This window comes from Amycolatopsis sp. NBC_00348, from assembly GCF_036114655.1.
Taxonomy (GTDB): domain Bacteria; phylum Actinomycetota; class Actinomycetes; order Mycobacteriales; family Pseudonocardiaceae; genus Amycolatopsis.
This window is the reverse complement of sequence record NZ_CP107994.1, coordinates 10,032,800-10,050,891: the sequence shown is the minus strand read 5'-3', so window position 1 is coordinate 10,050,891 and position 18,092 is coordinate 10,032,800. Positions and strand designations below refer to the sequence as shown.

Below are 18,092 nucleotides of genomic sequence, written 5' to 3'. Positions count from 1 at the left end.
ACCGGACGTTCAGTAATTCCATCGTAGCCGCTGGCCGCCGAGATCGGAAGGCCCCGGCGCTTGACACCGGCCCGGACCTCTGCCTTTACTGAGGCGCACCACCGGATGACCGTCCATTCGGTCAGTCAACGGAGGGGTGCATTGACCAACGCCGCGCACACCATGTTCGCCGCCGACGAGGCGTCCCGCGCGCTGGGCATCGACCTCGTCGAAGCGGGTGACGGGCGCGCGGTCGCGACCATGACGATCACCGCGTCGATGGTCAACGGGCACGACATCGCCCACGGCGGGTACGTCTTCCTGCTCGCCGACACCGCCTTCGCTTGCGCCTGCAACACCCACGGCCCGGTCACCGTCGCCGCGGGCGCGGAGATCTCCTTCGTCGCCGCCGGCCGGCTCGGCGACCACCTCGTCGCGACGGCCACCGAGCGCACCCGCTACGGCCGCAACGGCATCTACGACGTCACCGTGCACCGGGAGACCCCCGCGGGACCGGAAACCGTCGCCGAATTCCGCGGCCGCAGCCGCGTCATCTCCGGGAAACGGGAAGAAGCATGATCGAGGCGAACATCTCCGCCGACGAGCTGGCCGCGCTGCAGCTCGAGCGTCTGCAGTGGACACTCCGGCACGCCTACGCGAACGTGCCCGCGTACACGAAGAAGTTCGACGACGCGGGTGTGCACCCGGACGACTGCAAAGAGCTCGCCGACCTGGCGAAGTTCCCGTTCACCACCAAGCAGGACCTGCGCGAGAACTACCCGTTCGGGATGTTCGCCGTGCCGCAGGACCAGGTGCGGCGCATCCACGCCTCCAGCGGCACGACCGGCAAGGCGACCGTCGTCGGCTACACCGAGCAGGACATCGACACCTGGGCCACGGTGATGGCCCGGTCGATCCACGCGGCGGGCGGGCGGCCGGGCCACAAGCTGCACAACGCGTACGGCTACGGCCTGTTCACCGGCGGTCTCGGCGCGCACTACGGCGCGGAAAAGCTGGGCTGCACGGTGATCCCGGCGTCCGGCGGCATGACAGCGCGGCAGGTGCAGCTGATCACCGACTTCCGGCCCGAGATCATCATGGTGACGCCGTCGTACATGCTGACGCTGCTCGACGAGTTCGAGCGCCAGGGCGTCGACCCGCGGGAAAGTTCCCTGCAGGTCGGGATCTTCGGCGCCGAGCCGTGGACCGAGCAGATGCGCGCGGAGATCGAAGAGCGGTTCGCGATCGACGCCGTCGACATCTACGGGCTGTCCGAGGTGATGGGCCCCGGCGTCGCGCAGGAGTGCGTCGAGACGAAGGACGGCCTGCACATCTGGGAGGACCACTTCTTCCCCGAGGTGATCGACCCCTTCGACGAGCACGTGCTGGGCGGCGGCGAGACCGGCGAGCTGGTGTTCACGTCGCTGACCAAGCAGGCGCTGCCGATCATCCGCTACCGCACGCGTGACCTGACCGCGCTGAACCCGGGCACCGCGCGCCCGGCGTTCCGGCGGATGGACAAGGTCACCGGCCGCACCGACGACCTGATCATCCTGCGCGGCGTCAACGTCTTCCCGACGCAGATCGAGGAGATCGTGCTGCGCACGGCTTCCCTCAGCCCGCACTTCCAGCTCGTCCGGTCGACGCGCGGGCGGCTCGACCACCTCACGGTGCTGGTCGAGGCGCGCCACGACGCCGTCGCCGAGGACCGGGTGCGCGCCGCCGCCGAGCTGGTGACCGGCGTGAAGGACGGCGTCGGCGTGACGGTGTCGGTGGACGTCGTCGACCCGGACACCCTGGAGCGCTCGATGGGCAAGATGCGGCGCATCGTGGACCAGCGGGAGAAGCCGTGACGGCGCCCCGGCGCGGACGTCCCGGCTACGACCTCGAATCGCTGCTGCAGGTGGCGGTGAAGCTGTTCAACGAGCGCGGTTACGACGGCACGAGCATGGAGGACCTCTCCCGCAAGCTCGGCATCACGAAGTCGGCGATTTACCACCACGTGCCCAGCAAGGAAGAGCTGCTGCGGCTGTCGGTCGACCGGGCCCTGGACGGGTTGTTCGCCGTCGCCGAGGAGACGGCCCGGCTCGACGGGCGGGCGGTCGACCGGCTGGAGCACCTGGTGCGCGGCAGCGTGCTGGTGCTGGCCGACCGGCTGCCGTTCGTCACGCTGCTGCTGCGTGTCCGCGGCAACACGAAGGTGGAACGCGCCGCGCTCGCTCGCCGGCGCGAATTCGACCTCCTGGTGACGGACCTGGTGAAGCAGGCCGAAGCCGAGGGTGACATCCGCCCGGACGTCGACCCGGCGGTCATCGCACGGCTGATCTTCGGCATGGTCAACTCGCTGATCGAGTGGTACCGGCCCCGGCGCGGCTCGGCGGCGGAAGTGGCCGACGCGGTGTGCAAGGTGGCGTTCGAAGGCCTGCGCACGCCCTCGTGAGTGGTAATGCGGGTTCTAACCCGCATTACCACTCACGAGGGCCGCGGCAGGTCATCGCCGGAGGCTTCCTGGGGCGGTCGCCCCGCTTGCCAGAGAAGGGCATCGCGCAGCTGCTCGATGAGTTCTTCGTCGTCCGATTCGGAAGGGTCGACGCCGAGCGGGATCCAGCGCTCGGCCACTTTCGACCCCTGGTCGAAACTGGTGATCACGATTCCGGAGTACGACAAGGACTCTTCGTCGGCGCAATCGCCGTCCGGGAGCGGTTCGTCCGGTTCGAAGGCGTCGTCGAAGCTGACGTGACGATGCTGCAGGCGGACGCTCACCCAGCGTCCCGCCGGCCGGATCGGCGCGTCGTCTTCGATCATCTGCTCCTCCCCCGGCACACGGACCCCCTGCCGTCTCGTCGTGTCCGGACGCCGGGAAGTTACCGGCGGGTTGTTCCGGTTCCGTAACGGCAGCGGCTGACGCGCGACTTCGGTTGCCCGCCACCGGAGTCACTCTCTTGACGTGAAGTCAATTACTTGTTGACAGCGTGCCGCTCCCCGGCGAGGCTGAGCGGATGACCAGCGGAACGCGGCCCCGTCGGCGGCTCGAGCCCGCCGAGCGGCGCGCCGAGATCCTCGCGGCCGCGCGGCACCTGTTCGGCGCGGGCAGCTACGCTTCGGTGTCCACTTCGGACATCGCCGCCGCGGCCGGGGTGGCGCGCCCGCTGATCAACCACTACTTCGGCGGGAAGCGCGAGCTGTACCTGGAAGTGGTGCGGCAGCTGATGATCGTGCCCGCGCCGGTCACCGAGGCGCTGCCGGACACCACGATGGAGCAGCGGCTGGCGATCGGCGTCGAGCGCTGGATCGACGTCGTGGACCGCAACCGGGACGCCTGGCTGACCGTGATCGGGCCGGAGTCGGCGGGCCGCGACCCGGAGATCGAGCGGATCATGCTGGAGGCGGACGAGATCGCCGCCGACCGCGTGCTCGAAGCCGCGCTGATGACGGACGTGACCGAAGGCCGCGAAGAGCTGCGCGCGATGATCCGCTCGTTCGGCGGGATGCTGCGGGCGGCGTCGCGGGAATGGCTCATCCGCGGCACTCTGGACCGGACGGCGCTGCGTACGTTCCTCACCGATTCGATCCTCAACCTGCTGAAAATCACCTACCCGGCGGTGCTTGCCGAGCAGCGCGGAAGCGCCGGGCGAACGCGGCGGGCGTCATCCCGGTCCAGCGCTTGAACGCGTAGATGAAGCTCGACGCCTCGGCGTACCCGAGCCGGTACGCGACGTCCTCGACGGACAGCACGCCGGTGTCGAGCAGCTCTTCGGCCAGCGCCTGGCGGACTTCGTCGACCAGCGCGCGGTAGTTGGTGCCGGCCTCGGCCAGGCGCCGCCGCAGCGTGCGCGTGCTGAGCGTGAGCTGGCGGGCGATCTCGTCCATCCCGGCGTCGACGCCGCCGAGCCGCACCAGGCGTTCGCGCACCTGCTGGGAGATCCCGGACCGCTGCCGCCGGCGGGCGACGAGGGCCTCGCACTGCGCGGCGCAGAGCGCGACGGTCTGCTCGTTGGCCTGCGGCAACGGCAGCGTGAGGAACGCCGGGTCGAGGGTGGCGCGGCAGGCGTCGGCGCCGAACCGGGGCTCGACGCCGAACGCCGTCCGGTAAGCGTCCACTGTGGACGCTTCGTGGCGGAAGCTCAGGTCGTCCAGCGCGATCTCGGGCAGCAGGTCGCGCATCACGGCGAAGATCGCGGACAGGTCCCGCAGCACCAGGAACCGGGCGACGTCGGCGGGCACGCGGCTGTTGTCGAGCTCGATGGCGATGCGGTCGCCGTCGGCCACGACGTTCGGGATGCAGAACGCGAAGCTGAGGTCGAAGTAGCGCAGTGCCAGCAGCATCGCGTCCCGCAGCGTGGGGCTGCTGATGCAGGCGAACCCGAAGATGCCGAAGGTGGTGACGCGGTAACGGCGCCCGAGCTCGAGGGCCGTCGCGTCCGAACCGTCCAACGCGGCCAGCGCGCGGACGACGGCCAGCTCCTGTCGCGCGTCGACCTGGGCCGCCGGGTCGGCGAGCAGGTCCGCGGACAACGACGTCGCCGCGAGGAGCCGGCCGGCGGCCAGGCCGCGGTCGGCGGCGAAGCGGGTCATCAGCTCGATGCTCGCGGTGCCGCGCGGGAAGTCCCAGTCCCCGACGGCGGGGGCGGCGAACTCGGCCATGGCCGGAAGTATGGATCACGCCCGGCGAGGGAGCGAATCGAGGACCGGAACTGTCCGGGGTGATCGTTAGGCTGGCGCTGTGACGACGTTGAGCCGACGGGCGCTGAACCGCGCGACGCTGGAGCGCCAGCTACTGCTGCGCCGCGCGAAGCTGTCCGCCTTCGACGCGGTGGCGCACCTGGCCGGGCTGCAGGCGCAGGCGCCGTTCCCGCCGTACTACGCGCTGTGGGCACGCCTGCACGGCTTCCAGCCGGCGGACCTGGCGGAGCTGCTGGAGAGCCGCCGGGTCGTCCGGATCGCGCTGATGCGCGGCACGGTCCACCTGGTGACCGCGGCGGACGCGCTGGCGTGGCGGCCGGCGGTGCAGGTGCTCTACGACCGCGACCTCAAGCAGAACACCCTGCACGCGCAGGCGCTGACCGGGCTGGACCACGACGTCGTCGCCGCGGCCGCGCGGGAGCTGCTGCTCGACGCGCCGCTGTCGAGCACCGCGCTGGGCGCCGAGCTGGCGCGGCGGTGGCCGGACGTCCCGACGGCGTCCCTCACCCACCTGGCCCGCGGCCGGCTGCCGCTGGTGCAGGTCCCGCCGCGGGCGATCTGGGGCAAGGCCGGCCAGACGACGTACGCCTGCCTGGACGAGTGGGTCGGCGCGCCGCTGCCCCCGCCGTCGCCCGCCGCGCTGATCGCGCGGTACCTGCGCGCGTTCGGCCCGGCGTCGGTGGCGGACGTCCAGACGTGGGCCGGCATCACCCGGCTGGGCGAGGTCACGGCGGAGATGGACCTGCGCCGCTACCGCGACCCGGACGGCCGCGAGCTGCTGGACCTGCCGGAGCTGTCCGTGCCGGACGAGGACGTCCCGGCGCCGCCGCGGCTGCTGGGGCCGTTCGACCAGACGATCCTGTCGTACGCCGACCGCACCCGGGTGATCGGCGACGAGCACCGCAAGCGCGTCATCACGCAGAACGGCCTGGTCAAGGGGACGCTCATGACGGGTGGGTACTTGCGCGGGTTCTGGGAACTCCGGAAAGACCGCAAGGCGGCGGCGGTGGAGCTGACGCCGTTCGAGAAGCTGCCGAAGCGGGACCTGGAGGCGCTGGAGAGCGCGGCGGCGCGGCTGCTGAGCTGGGCGGAGCCGGGCGCGGCGACCCACGACGTCCGGGTGCTGGCCTGAGCGGCGCCGTGGCCGGAAATCTCGATCGCGTGACCGCTCGTGTCCTGTTGTCACAGGCTCCGGGTGGGTAGCTTTCTTCAGCATGACTGGTTCGGCGAAGGGGCCGTCGGTGCTGATCGCAGGCACCGGGTTCGGCGGCATCGGCACGGCGATCGAGCTCAAGCGTGCCGGGTTCTCCGACTTCACGATCCTGGAGAGCGCGGCCGGGCCCGGGGGCGTCTGGCGGGACAACACCTACCCGGGCGCCGCCTGCGACATCCCCTCGCCGCTGTACTCCTACTCGTTCGAGCCGAACCCGCGCTGGCCGAAGCGGTTCTCGCACCAGCCGGACATCCTGGCCTACCTGCGGGGTGTCATCACGAAGTACGGCCTCGAGCCGCACATCCGGTACGGCGCCGAGGTCACCGAGGCCGTGTTCGACGACGGCGTCTGGCGCGTCGCGACCAAGAGTGGCGACACCTACACGGCCGACGTCTTCGTGCCGGCCGTCGGGCAGCTGTCGCGGCCGGTCCTGCCCACCATCCCCGGGCGGGACCGGTTCGCGGGAGCCGCCTTCCACTCGGCGCGCTGGGACCACGACGTCGACCTGCGCGGGAAGCGCGTCGCCGTCATCGGGACCGGGGCCAGCGCCGTCCAGTTCGTCCCCGAGGTGCGGAAGCACGCCGACCGGGTGACCGTCTTCCAGCGGACGCCGCCGTACGTCATGGCGAAGTCCGACCCGACCTACCGCGGCTGGCAGCACTGGCTGTTCGAGCACCTGCCGCCGACGCAGCTGCTCGGCCGGCTGCGGATCTTCCTGCTCGCCGAGTACGCGACGTACGCGATGACGCGCCACCCCGTGCTGGCGAAGATGTTCGAACTGCGGACCGCGCAGCTGCGCCGCCGGCACATCGAGGACCCGGAGCTGCGCGCGAAGCTGAAGCCGAGCTACCCGCTGGGCTGCAAGCGGATCCTCTTCACCAACGACTACCTGCCCGCGCTCGCGCAGCCGAACGTCGACGTCGAGACGGCGCGGATCAGCGAGATCACCGAGAAGGGCGTCCGGACCGAGGACGGCGTCGAGCACGAGGCGGACGTCATCGTCTACGGCACCGGCTTCGCCGCGACCGACTTCCTCGGCCGGATCGAGGTGCGCGGACTCGGCGGCCGGACGCTCGAGGACGCGTGGTCCGGCGGCGCACGGGCCTACCTCGGGATCTCCGTGCCCGGCTTCCCCAACCTGTTCTGCGTCTACGGGCCGAACACCAACCTCGGCGCCGGCTCCATCATCTACATGCTCGAACGCCAGGCGCGGTACATCCGTCAGGCTGTAGAACGGTTGGCCCGTCCCGAAGTGTCCACGCTGGACGTGCTGCCGGAGGTCGAACAGCGCTACGACGACGAGGTGCAGGCGCGGCTGGGCCGGAGCGTGTGGAGCGCGTGCACGAGCTGGTACCGCCAGGCCGACGGCCGGGTGACGACCAACTGGCCGGGCCTGGTCACCGAGTACGACCGCCGGACCAAGCGGTTCGACGTCGCCGACTACCGGGTGGCGTGATGGACTACGACGTCCTGGTGATCGGGTCGGGGTTCGGCGGCAGCGTCACGGCGTTGCGGCTGACCGAGAAGGGCTACCGCGTCGGCGTGCTGGAGACCGGCCGCCGGTTCGCCGACGACGAGTTCGCGAAGACGTCGTGGCGGCTGCGGAAGTACCTGTGGGCGCCGAAGCTCGGGTGTTTCGGCATCCAGCGGCTGACGCTGCTGAAGAACACCTTCGTGATGAGCGGTTCGGGCGTCGGCGGCGGTTCGCTGGTGTACGCGAACACGCTGTACGAGCCGCCGGACGAGTTCTACGCCGACCCGCAGTGGGCGCACATCACGGACTGGAAGGACGAGCTGGCGCCGTACTACGACCAGGCGAAGCGGATGCTCGGCGTGGTCGAAAACCCGGCGACGACGGCCGCGGACCGGGTGCTGCGCTCGGTGGCCGAGGACATGGGCATCGGCCACACCTACCGGCGCACACCCGTCGGCGTCTACTTCGGACAGTCCGGAGTGGACCCGTACTTCGGCGGCGCGGGACCGGTCCGGCAGAAGTGCACGCTGTGCGGCGAGTGCATGACGGGCTGCCGCGTCGGCGCGAAGAACACGACCGTGAAGAACTACCTGTACCTGGCCGAAAAGGCGGGCGCGGTGGTGCATCCCCTGACCACGGCTGTTTCCGTCCGGCCGATCGAGGGCGGCTACGCGGTGGACACCGTGCGCACCGGACGTCGGGCTCGCCGGACGTTCACCGCGTCACAAGTGGTCTTCTCGGCGGCGTCCCTCGGTACGCAACGGCTGCTGCACCGCTTGCGGGACAACGGGACTTTGCCTGATCTGTCACCGCGTCTCGGCTTGCTGGCGCGGACGAACTCCGAGGCCGTGCTGGCCGCGCGGTCGCTTCGGGACGACACGGACTACACGCGCGGCGTCGCGATCACGTCGTCGATCCACCCGGATGCGGTGACGCACGTGGAGCCGGTGCGGTACGGGCGCGGCAGCAACTTCATGGGCCTGATGACGACGGTGCTGGTGGACGCTCAGTCCGGGCGCCGGCGCTGGGTGCTGGGGGCGCGCGAGCTGTGGCGGCAGCGGCGGAACGTCGTCAAGCTGCACAACCCGCGGCGCTGGTCGGAGCGGATGATCGGGCTGCTGGTGATGCAGACGCTCGACAATTCCGTGACGACGTACACGAAACGCGGCCTGTTCGGCCGCCGCATGACGACGAAGCAGGGCGCGGGCTCGCCTAGTCCCGAGTGGATCCCGGCGGGCCACGAGGTGACGCGCCGGGTGGCGGAGAAGATCGGCGGCCTCCCGCAGGGAGCGTGGACGGACCTGGCGAACATCCCGATCACGGGCCACTTCATCGGCGGCTGCGCGATCGGGGACTCGCCGGCCACCGGAGTGGTCGACCCGTACCAGCGGCTGTACGGCTACCCGGGCCTGCACGTCGTCGACGGCTCGGCGATCACGGCGAACCTGGGCGTGAACCCGTCTTTGACGATCACGGCCCAGGCGGAGCGGGCAATGGCCTTCTGGCCGAACGCCGGCGAGGCTGACCCACGCCCTTCGCTGGGCGCGGGATATCGGCGGGTGACGGCGGTGGCGCCGCGGAAGCCGTTGGTACCTGCGGAAGCGCCTGGCGCGCTGCGGCTGCCGCTGGTGCCGCGGTAAGCCGAGCGTTCGCCGTGCCGCGAGTGGAAGATTCCCGCCCGGTGGAGGCGGTTCAGCAGCGCGCGTGGATGTGCGGCTCCCCCGATGTCGCCAGTTTAGCCGGGGTCACCGACAGTTTCGGCCGTCAGCTCGGTCGTCACCGCGACGTACGCGCGGATCGCTTCGTTCTCCTCCGCCGCTCGCCAGACCGGGACCGCGATCATCGGTGGGATGCCCGTCACCGGGACCACCTTCAGGCCCGGGAACGGGTAGCGCTCCAGTAGCGACAGCACCGTGATGTGCAGGCCGATGCCGCGCGCCACCAGGGAAAGCATGTCCTCGGCGCCGATGCGGGTGCGGCCGATCAGCTGGGGGACGTCGTCCTCCGTGCGGGGGATCGGGCGGCCCGACGGTGTTCGCGGCGGGGCCCATTGGTCTCGGGCCGCCGGGTTCAGCGTCTTGCTCGGGTCCAGCAGGCGGTAGTCCGCGATGTCCTCCAGGGTCACCGAAGCCCGCGTCGCCAGCGGGTGGTCCTCGCGCATCAGGAGACCTCGCGGCAGGGACAGCAGCGGCGGGCCCGTGCGCAGGTTCGGCAGGTCGAACGACCGCGTGTCGCCGCCCGGGGACCAGTGCAGGACCAGGTCCAGGTCGCCCTCGGCGAGCAGGTCGTGCTCGGTCCAGCGGGCGCCGATGCGGGTCGGGGTCAGGCTCACCCGGCACGCCGGGTGGCGGCGCTCGAACTCCTGCGTCAGCCGCGTCACCAGGTCGCCGCCGAGGCTCGCGACGTACCCGACGCGCAGCCGGCCGCTGATCCGCCGGCCGGACACCCGCGTCTCGGTGAAGATCGCCGCCAGCTCCGCCACGCCCGCGCGGGCGCCCGTGCGCAGCCGCTCCCCCAGCTCCGTCAGCCGGACGCCGGTGTCGTCGTGCACCACCAACGGGCCGCCGATCTCGGCCTCCAGTTCGCCGATCTCCTTCTCCAGCGCGTCCGCCGTGCTGCGCACGCGCCAGGCCGCGGACTCGAAGTCGCCTTCGCGCGCCACGATCAGCAACGTCGCGACGGCGCGGATCGCGGCCAGCTCGATCAGCGACCCCGTCCGCACCTCCTCGCGCGCGGCCGGCGGCGGTTCCAGCCCCGGGTCGCCCGCCAGGATCCGCCGGTGCAGCCCGCGCAGCACCGGCCCCGGGTCGGCGCCCAGGTACTCGGCGAGGCGACGGCGGACGCCCTCGAAGTGCGCGAGCGCGTCGGCCTGCCGTCCGCTGCGGTAGTAGGCGAGGATCAGCTGCCCCGCGAGCCGCTCGTCGAACGGGTGCTCGGCGGCCAGCCGCGGCAGCGTCGCCAGCAGCGCCGCGTGCCGCCCGAGCCGCAGCGAGACGTCGTGGCGGTCCAGCCGGGCCGCGAACCGCTCGGCTTCCAGGCCTTCGCGGACGCCGGTCAGCCACGGCGAGTCCAGCCCGGCGAACGGCTCGCCGCGCCACAGCGCCAGCGCTTCGTCGAACAGCGTGGCCGCGGCGACGTCGTCGGACGCCGCTCGCGCGCGCGTCACCTTGTCCCGGAACCGGTGCAGGTCGACCGACGCCGGGTCGACGCGCAGCACGTAACCGTGCGGGGTCCGCTCGATCGCGCACCCGGCGGCGCGCAGCCGCGAAAGGTAGCTCCGGAGCGTCGCCGTCGCGCGGTGCGGCGGGTTGCCGCTCCAGACGCGGGTGACGAGCTGGTCCGGCGTCACCGGCCGGTTCGGGTCCGCCAGCAGCGCCGCGAGCACGTAGCGCTGGCGCGTGTGCCCGACGTCGAGCGCGGCCCCCTCGGATTCGGCTTCGAGGGTGCCGAGGACGCCGAACCGCATCACCGAACTCCTCCCTGGACCTACTCAGACCCGCTCCGACCTGCGGATTCCACGTTTCCGCAACGATCACACACGGACCGTCCTGCAGTCTAGGTGGCGCGGGCGCGCGGCCGGGGGGTCTGCGCGCGCCGGCTGGGGGTGCCGTGAAGGGGCCCTTCCGGACGAGCGTCCGGAAGGGCCCCTTCATGACGTATGCGTCACGGCAGGCCGGCGAGCCCAGCGGACACGGTGTTCGCGAACGCGTACCCCGCGGTCGCGTCCCAGTTGATCGACCACGTCATCGCGCCGCGGATCGTCGGGTAGGTCGCCGACGGCTTGAACGAGCCGCACGACGTGCCCTTGGCCAGGCAGTTCAGCGCCGAAACCGTGTTCGCCGGCGCCTGGTAGCCGCCCCCGGCCGCCTGCGACGACGCCGGCAGCCCGAGCCCGACCTGGTCGGCCCGCAGGCCGCCCTGCAGCTGGATGCAGGCCAGCGCGGTCAGGAAATCGACCGTGCCCTGGGCGTAGACGCTGCCGTTGCAGCCGAGCATGGTGCCCGAGTTGTAGTACTGCATGTTGACGATCGTCAGGATGTCCTTGATGTTCAGCGCCAGCTGGAAGTAGCCGCCGCCGGTGGACTGCATGTCGATCGTCTGCGGCGCCATCGTGATGACCTTGCCGCCGCCGTTGTAGATGCTGCGCAGCGCCTGGCCCATGTAGGTGGCGTTGACGCCGTTCTCCAGGTCGATGTCGACGCCGTCGAAGCCGTAGTTCGTGATCAGCGTCTTGATCGAGTTGGCGAAGTTGTTCGCCGACGACGAGTCGCCGACGCTGATCGTGCCGTTCTGGCCGCCGACGGAGATGATGACCTTCTGGCCGCGCGCCTGGACCGTCTTGATGTCGGCCTTGAACTGCGCGTCGGTGTAGCCGCCGAGCTGCGACGACAGGCCCGAGTCGAGCGTGAAGCTCACCGCGCCCGGCGTGCCGGTGGCGTCCGCGAAGGACACCGCGATGATGTTGTACTTCGTCGGGACGTCGGCCAGCTTGAGCGCCTTCGCGCCGTTGTAGAAGTTCTGCCAGTAGCCGGTGAGGACGTGCTTGGGCAGGTCACCCTGGGTCGGCGGCGGCGTGGTCGTCGTCGGCGGGGTGGTCGTGGTCGGCGGCGTCGTCGGGGTGGTGGGGGTCGTCGGCGTCGTCGGAGTGGTCGGCGTCGTCGGCGGCGGGGTGCCCGGGCCGTCGAGGCTGACGTCGTCGGCGAAGTAGGTCGGCTGGCCGTACCAGCCGTGCAGGTAGACCGTCAGCGAGGTGCTGGCGCCGGTCGTGAAGCTCAGCGAGAGCTGCGTGTAGCCGCTGGTGCCGGGCGTCCACGTGCTGGTGGTCGCGGATCCGGAAACACCCAGGTAGACGTAGCTGCCCTGCACCCAGGCGGACAGCTTGTAGGCGGTGTTCGCCGCGACGGTGAGCGTCTGCGAGCACTGCGCGGTGTCCGACGACGTCGGCGTCGCGCTCAGGGCGCGGCTGCCGCTGTGGACCGGGGTGCTCACCGCGGTCGGGGCGGCGGTGCAGGTCCACCCCGCGGTGCCGGATTCGAAGCCGGGGTTGGCGAGGATGTTGGCCGCCGAGGCGTTGCCGGCGAGCACGAACGTCACGCCGAGACACAGCGCGACCGCGGAAAGTAACGATAACAGGGCTAGACGGGCTTTGGGGACCACGGGGCGACCTCCACTGGTCGTGAGGCAGGTCACCACAAAATGGACTAGACCAATCTCGTTGTCAAGGAGCCCCATCCGAAAGTCGGGGTGGTCGGAACGGCAGAATGTACGGATCGGATCCACCCGAGGGCGAAGCAGGAGCGTGTTGCAGTGAGCGTGTCGGTCGAGCAGAGGATCGCCGAAGAACTGGGCGTGCGCGAAGGACAGGTCAAGGCCACCGTCGAGCTGCTCGACGGCGGTTCGACCGTCCCGTTCATCGCGCGGTACCGCAAGGAAGTCACCGGCATGCTCGACGACGCGCAGCTGCGCACGCTCGAAGAGCGGCTGCGCTACCTGCGGGAACTCGACGAGCGCCGACTCGCCGTGCTCGATTCGATCCGCAGCCAGGGCAAGCTGGACGAGGCCCTCGAGGCCTCGATCCTCGCCGCGGACACGAAGTCGCGGCTCGAGGACATCTACCTCCCGTTCAAGCCGAAGCGCCGCACGAAGGCGATGATCGCGCGCGAGGCGGGCCTCGAGCCGCTGGCCGACGGCCTGCTGAACGACCCCACCACGGACCCGCACGCCGCGGCCGCGGTGTTCGTCGACGCGGACAAGGGCGTCGCGGACGCGCAGGCCGCCCTCGACGGCGCCCGCTCGATCCTCGTCGAGCGCTTCGCCGAGGACGCCGACCTCATCGGCGACCTGCGGGAGAAGATGTGGGGCCAGGGCCACCTCGTGGCCAAGGTCCGCGGCGGCAAGGAGGAGGACGGCGCCAAGTTCTCCGACTACTTCGACTTCTCCGAGCCCTACACCAAGCTCCCCTCGCACCGGATCCTCGCGATGCTGCGCGGCGAGAAGGAGGAGGTCCTCGACCTCACGATGCTGCCGGCCGAGCCGACCGACGAGCCGCAGGTCGGGCCGACCGACTACGAGACGCGCATCGCCGCGAAGTTCGGCGTCACCAACGAGGGCCGCCCCGGCGACAAGTGGCTGAACGACACCGTGCGCTGGGCGTGGCGCACCAAGATCCTGCTGCACCTGGGCATCGACCTGCGGATGCGGCTGCGCCAGGCGGCCGAGGACGACGCCGTGCGCGTGTTCGCGTCCAACCTGCGCGACCTGCTGCTCGCCGCCCCGGCCGGCACCCGCGCCACGATGGGCCTCGACCCGGGCTTCCGCACCGGCGTCAAGGTGGCCGTCGTGGACGCGACCGGCAAGGTCGTCGACACCCACGTCATCTACCCGCACCAGCCGGCCAACAAGTGGGACCAGTCGATCGCCGAGCTGGCCGCGCTGTGCGCGCGTCACCAGGTCGACCTGGTCTCGATCGGCAACGGCACGGCGTCGCGCGAGACGGACAAGCTCACCCAGGAGCTGATCAAGAAGCACCCGGAGCTGAAGCTGACCAAGGCGATCGTGTCCGAGGCGGGCGCGTCGGTGTACTCGGCGTCGGCGTTCGCCTCGGCGGAACTGCCGACCATGGACGTCTCGCTGCGCGGCGCGGTCTCGATCGCCCGGCGGCTGCAGGACCCGCTGGCCGAGCTGGTGAAGATCGACCCGAAGTCGATCGGTGTCGGCCAGTACCAGCACGACCTGTCCGAGGTCTCGCTGTCCCGCTCGCTCGACGCGGTGGTCGAGGACTGCGTGAACGCGGTCGGCGTCGACGTCAACACGGCGTCCGCGCCGCTGCTGACCCGCGTCTCGGGCATCACGACCGGGCTGGCGGAGAACATCGTCTCCCACCGCGACTCGAACGGCCCGTTCCGCTCCCGGACGGCGCTGAAGGAGGTCGCGCGGCTCGGCCCGAAGGCGTTCGAGCAGTGCGCGGGCTTCCTGCGCATCCCGGACGGCGACGACCCGCTCGACTCGTCGTCGGTGCACCCGGAGGCGTACCCGGTGGTCCGCCGGATCCTGACCACGACGGGCACGGACCTGCGCGCGCTGATCGGCAACACGCGCACGTTGTCGTCGCTCCGCCCGGCCGACTTCGTCGACGAGACGTTCGGCCTCCCGACGGTGACGGACATCCTGGCGGAGCTGGACAAGCCGGGCCGCGACCCCCGCCCGGCGTTCAAGACGGCGACGTTCGCCGAGGGCGTCGACAAGATCGGCGACCTGAAGCCGGGCATGCGCCTGGAGGGCGTCGTCACGAACGTGGCGGCGTTCGGCGCGTTCATCGACGTGGGCGTCCACCAGGACGGCTTGGCGCACGTTTCGGCGCTGTCGAAGAACTTCGTGAATGACCCGCGCGAGGTCGTGAAGCCGGGCGACATCGTGAAGGTGAAGGTCCTCGAGGTCGACGTGCCGCGCAAGCGGATCTCGCTGACGCTGCGGCTGGACGACGAGCCTGGCGCTCCGTCCGGCAACCGCGGCGGCGGCGGTGGTCGTGACCGGGGTCAGCAGGGTGGCGGCGGCGGCGGTCAGCGCCGGGGCGGTTCCGGTGGCGGCGGCGGCCAGCGCGGCGGCAGTGGTGGCGGCAAGGGCGGCAACTCCGGCTCCTCGAGCAGCAGCGGCTCGATGGCGGACGCGCTTCGCCGGGCCGGCTTCGGCAAGTAGGCCAGTTGTCCCCAGGTCCGGCACGATGTGGACAACTTCGTGCGCCGGCGCCCGTGTGAGCGAGTTTGTCGCCGGGCGCCGATAAACTGGACCTGGGGACGCCCCCCTGGGAGCGGTGGGGGGTGCTCCCAGGGGGATGCCCGTCGTCAGAAGGGGAAGCCGTGGGCCTGTTCTCTTAGGGTCACCCACTGCCACTGCGTGAACTCGTCCCAGCTGTGGCCCGAGCCGAAGCGGCTTCCGTTGCCCGAGGCTCCCGTGCCGCCGAAGGGCGCGAACGCGTCGTTGTTCAGCGTCTGGTCGTTCACGTGGACGATGCCCGTGCGCAGGCGGTCCGCCACCGCTCGGCCGCGGTCCACCGAGCCCGTCTGGATCGCTGCCACCAAGCCGTATTCCGTGTCGTTCGCCACCGCTACCGCTTCGTCCTCGTCGCGGACCACGACCACCGGGGCCACCGGGCCGAAGATCTCCTCGCGGAACGCCGGCATCGACGTTGTCACGCCCGCCAGGACCGTCGGCTCGTAGAACAGGTCCGTGTAGGAACCACCGGCGCGGACCGTGGCGCCTGCGGCCACCGTTTCCGTGACAATACGGTCTACATTGGACAGCTGGCGAGCGTTGATCAGCGGGCCCAGCGCGACCTGGCCGGTGAACGGGTCGCCCACCGGGAGCTTCGCCGCCCTCGCCGCCAGGCGGTCCAGGTACTCGTCCGCCACCGACTCCATGACGATGTGGCGGCCCGCCGTCATGCAGACCTGGCCCTGGTGCAGGAACGCGCCCCACGCGCCCGCCGAGCTGGCCGCGTCCAGGTCCGCGTCGTCCAGGATCACCAAGGCGTTGTTGCCGCCCAGTTCCAGGCTGACCCGCTTCAGCGTCCGCCCCGCCGCCTCGCCGACGCGCCGTCCCACCGCCGTCGAGCCGGTGAACGAGATCGCCGCGACGCCCGGGTGTTCCGTCAAGGCCGCGCCCGGTTCCGCGTCGCCGGCCAGGACGTGCAGCAGGCCGGAAGGCAGGCCCGCCGCTTCGAAGAGACGTGCGATCAGCGTGCCGCCCGCGACCGCTGTGTTGACGTCCGGCTTCAGCACCACGGCGTTGCCCAGCGCCAGCGCCGGCGCGACCGCCCGCACCGACAGGATCTGCGGGAAGTTCCACGGGCTGATCACGCCGACGACGCCCAGCGGGATGCGACGCGCGATGCTTTCGCGGCCGGCCTCGCTCGTCGGCAGCAGGTGGCCCCACGGCTGCGTCGGCAATGCGGCGGCCTCCCACAGCTCGGCCAGCACCAGGTCGACCTCGAACGCCGCCTTGGGCGGGATCGCGCCGCCCTCGCGGACCAGCCAGTGCTCGAACTCGGCGCGGTTGTCCTCCAGGACCCGCGCGGCCTTGCGCAGCAGCGCCGCGCGCTCCGGACCCGGCGTCGCGGCCCAGGCCGGTTGCGCCGCGGCCGCCCGCTTCACGGCGTTGTCGATGTCCTGCGCTTCGGCCAGCCCGACCTCGGTGAGCACCTCGCCGGTGGCCGGTTCGGTCACCGGGAGCGTCCCGCCGTGGGCCGGCACCCAGCCGCCCGAAAAGATCTTCCCGCGCCAGTCGACGTCGTCCAGCATGCGTTCCTCCCGCGTTCCGACAGAGCTTCCAGCCTGGTCGCGGCAGCGGCGAGCGCGTTGATTCTGCGGGTCACGGTGTTAGCCTGATCAGGTCAGCGACGACCCCGGGCGGCACCATGACCTTCCCCGTGTACCACCGCGGCGAGGCCTGGCGGGAGCGGCTCGGCGGCGCGTTCAGCGAGCTGTTCCCCGAGCGCCTCGACAGCTCCGAGCCCGCGGGTGACGTCGTCACGACCCCGCTCGGCGACGTCCACGTCTACACCGTCGCGGGCACCCCGCAGGTCGTCCGCCGCTCCCCCGGGACGATCCGGCAGAACCCTTCCGACCTGCTCAAGGTGTGCGTCCAGGTCCGCGGCCGCGCGACGGTCGTGCAGGGCGACCGCGAGATCGTCGTCGAACCCGGGCAGCTCGCGCTCTACGACACCGGCCGCCCGTACGCGCTGCGGCTCGAAGGCGAGTGGATCTCCGCGGTGATGGCCTTCCCGCGCGACGTCCTGCACCTGCCCACCGCCCGCGCGATGGAGCACGCCTTCCCCGCCACGAACGGGCCTGGCGCGGTGTTCGCCGACTTCGTCTCGGCGTCGGTCGCCCAGGGCAGCCACCTCTACGCGGCCGCCGCCAGCCGCCTCGGCGACGCCGGGCTCAGCCTGCTGGCCGGCACGCTCACCGAGCACGTCAGCGTCGACGAGATCCCCGACGCGCTGCGCGCCCGCGTGCTCGACCACGTCCAGCGCCACCTCGACGACCCGCGGCTGTCCCGGGCGACGGTCGCCGCCGCGCACGGCATGTCGCCGCGCACGCTGAACCGGCTCTTCGAAGACGAGCCGCACACCGTCACCGACCACATCCGCCGGCTGCGCCTGGACGCCGTCCGCCGCGACCTGCGGGATCCGTTGCTGGCCAACAGAAGTGTCGCGGCGATCGCGTCGCGGTGGTGCTTCGTCGACGCCGCGCACTTCAGCCGGGTGTTCCGCGCCGAGTTCGGGGAAAGCCCGTCGGCGTTCCGGCTCACTTCAGCGCGACCAGGCCCACCACGAACAGCCCCGCCGGGACCACCGCCGCAGACAAGCTGATCAGCCACGTGCCGCCGCGCCAGCCGACCGGCGACGCGTCGAGCACCATGCCGCGCACGAGCGCCGCCTCGACGACCGCCGTCAGCAGAAAACCGAGGCCCACGCTGAAGATCGACGCCGCGCCGACGAAGAACAGACCCGACGTCGACGCCGCGGCGAGCGGGGCCGCGACCTCCCAGCGCACCAGGCCCGCGCTCGCCGCGAGCAGGGCCAGCAGGAGCACGAACGCGACCAGGAACCCGACCCGCGCGCTCGTCTGGTGCTGGCCGCGGGTGAACAGCCAGAACCCCGCGTCGAGCGCCGCCACGACCACGGCGAGCGCCACGAAACCGGCACGGAAAGTCAGCACGTGATCACTCTAGTGTCCGGACGCC

The 18,092-nt window shown here is 71.4% G+C and carries 15 protein-coding genes; 9 read left to right on the top strand and 6 right to left on the bottom strand.

What is annotated here, in order from left to right; all coding sequences use genetic code 11:
* The first annotated feature begins 162 nt into the window (after window positions 1-162).
* From paaI to OHS58_RS45425, 3 genes are read left to right on the top strand one after another with little or no spacing between them, the layout of a single operon-like run.
* The gene (paaI, locus tag OHS58_RS45435; protein ID WP_326959847.1) at window positions 163-558 is read left to right on the top strand and encodes a hydroxyphenylacetyl-CoA thioesterase PaaI; all 396 of its coding nucleotides are present in this window, start codon (window positions 163-165) and stop codon (window positions 556-558) included.
* Window positions 555-1,832 (top strand): phenylacetate--CoA ligase PaaK, encoded by a 1,278-nt coding sequence (gene paaK, locus OHS58_RS45430; RefSeq protein ID WP_326955521.1) that lies wholly within the window; start codon window positions 555-557, stop codon window positions 1,830-1,832. The genes paaI and paaK overlap by 4 nt, the downstream gene beginning before the upstream one ends.
* Window positions 1,829-2,419: a TetR/AcrR family transcriptional regulator gene (locus tag OHS58_RS45425; protein WP_247061674.1), complete on the top strand. Its 591-nt coding sequence runs from the start codon at window positions 1,829-1,831 to the stop codon at window positions 2,417-2,419. The genes paaK and OHS58_RS45425 overlap by 4 nt, the downstream gene beginning before the upstream one ends.
* Window positions 2,420-2,451: 32 nt before the next feature.
* Here the strand turns inward: OHS58_RS45425 and OHS58_RS45420 are convergent, their stop codons facing one another.
* On the bottom strand, window positions 2,452-2,784 hold the full coding sequence (locus OHS58_RS45420) for a hypothetical protein (protein ID WP_326946773.1): 333 nt from the start codon (window positions 2,782-2,784) through the stop codon (window positions 2,452-2,454).
* A 194-nt stretch (window positions 2,785-2,978) separates the two neighbouring features.
* Here OHS58_RS45420 and OHS58_RS45415 point away from each other — a divergent pair, with 194 nt between their 5' ends.
* Window positions 2,979-3,647, top strand: coding sequence for a TetR/AcrR family transcriptional regulator (locus OHS58_RS45415; RefSeq protein ID WP_328646389.1), 669 nt, complete (start codon window positions 2,979-2,981; stop codon window positions 3,645-3,647).
* On the opposite strand, the gene OHS58_RS45410 is transcribed toward OHS58_RS45415, so the two are convergent.
* Window positions 3,568-4,623 carry an AraC family transcriptional regulator gene (locus OHS58_RS45410; RefSeq protein ID WP_328646388.1) on the bottom strand — a complete coding sequence of 352 codons (1,056 nt, stop codon included), beginning with the start codon at window positions 4,621-4,623 and terminating at the stop codon, window positions 3,568-3,570. The two genes, OHS58_RS45415 and OHS58_RS45410, sit on opposite strands and share 80 nt — an antisense overlap.
* A gap of 79 nt (window positions 4,624-4,702) precedes the next feature.
* Here OHS58_RS45410 and OHS58_RS45405 point away from each other — a divergent pair, with 79 nt between their 5' ends.
* The 3 genes from OHS58_RS45405 (at window position 4,703) to OHS58_RS45395 (ending at window position 8,989) form a co-directional block, all read left to right on the top strand.
* Window positions 4,703-5,794: a winged helix DNA-binding domain-containing protein gene (locus OHS58_RS45405; protein WP_328646387.1), complete on the top strand. Its 1,092-nt coding sequence runs from the start codon at window positions 4,703-4,705 to the stop codon at window positions 5,792-5,794.
* A gap of 82 nt (window positions 5,795-5,876) precedes the next feature.
* The gene (locus OHS58_RS45400; RefSeq protein ID WP_328646386.1) at window positions 5,877-7,331 is read left to right on the top strand and encodes a flavin-containing monooxygenase; all 1,455 of its coding nucleotides are present in this window, start codon (window positions 5,877-5,879) and stop codon (window positions 7,329-7,331) included.
* Window positions 7,331-8,989, top strand: a complete 1,659-nt coding sequence (locus OHS58_RS45395; protein WP_328646385.1) for a GMC family oxidoreductase — start codon at window positions 7,331-7,333, stop codon at window positions 8,987-8,989. Before OHS58_RS45400 ends, OHS58_RS45395 begins: the two co-directional genes overlap by 1 nt.
* A 95-nt stretch (window positions 8,990-9,084) precedes the next feature.
* On the opposite strand, the gene OHS58_RS45390 is transcribed toward OHS58_RS45395, so the two are convergent.
* The gene (locus tag OHS58_RS45390; protein ID WP_328646384.1) at window positions 9,085-10,815 is read right to left on the bottom strand and encodes a BTAD domain-containing putative transcriptional regulator; all 1,731 of its coding nucleotides are present in this window, start codon (window positions 10,813-10,815) and stop codon (window positions 9,085-9,087) included.
* A 197-nt stretch (window positions 10,816-11,012) separates the two neighbouring features.
* Window positions 11,013-12,506, bottom strand: a complete 1,494-nt coding sequence (locus tag OHS58_RS45385; RefSeq protein ID WP_328646383.1) for a chitinase — start codon at window positions 12,504-12,506, stop codon at window positions 11,013-11,015.
* 150 nt (window positions 12,507-12,656) lie between these two features.
* Here OHS58_RS45385 and OHS58_RS45380 point away from each other — a divergent pair, with 150 nt between their 5' ends.
* Entirely contained in the window at window positions 12,657-15,044 is a 2,388-nt protein-coding gene (locus OHS58_RS45380; protein ID WP_328646382.1) for a Tex family protein, read from the top strand.
* 146 nt (window positions 15,045-15,190) lie between these two features.
* On the opposite strand, the gene OHS58_RS45375 is transcribed toward OHS58_RS45380, so the two are convergent.
* Entirely contained in the window at window positions 15,191-16,645 is a 1,455-nt protein-coding gene (locus OHS58_RS45375) for a benzaldehyde dehydrogenase (protein ID WP_328646381.1), read from the bottom strand.
* A gap of 116 nt (window positions 16,646-16,761) precedes the next feature.
* Between OHS58_RS45375 and OHS58_RS45370 the strand changes: the two genes are divergently transcribed.
* Window positions 16,762-17,718, top strand: a complete 957-nt coding sequence (locus tag OHS58_RS45370; protein WP_328646380.1) for a helix-turn-helix domain-containing protein — start codon at window positions 16,762-16,764, stop codon at window positions 17,716-17,718.
* Here the strand turns inward: OHS58_RS45370 and OHS58_RS45365 are convergent.
* Window positions 17,654-18,067 (bottom strand): hypothetical protein, encoded by a 414-nt coding sequence (locus OHS58_RS45365; protein ID WP_328646379.1) that lies wholly within the window; start codon window positions 18,065-18,067, stop codon window positions 17,654-17,656. The genes OHS58_RS45370 and OHS58_RS45365 overlap by 65 nt on opposite strands.
* Window positions 18,068-18,092: the final 25 nt, after the last annotated feature.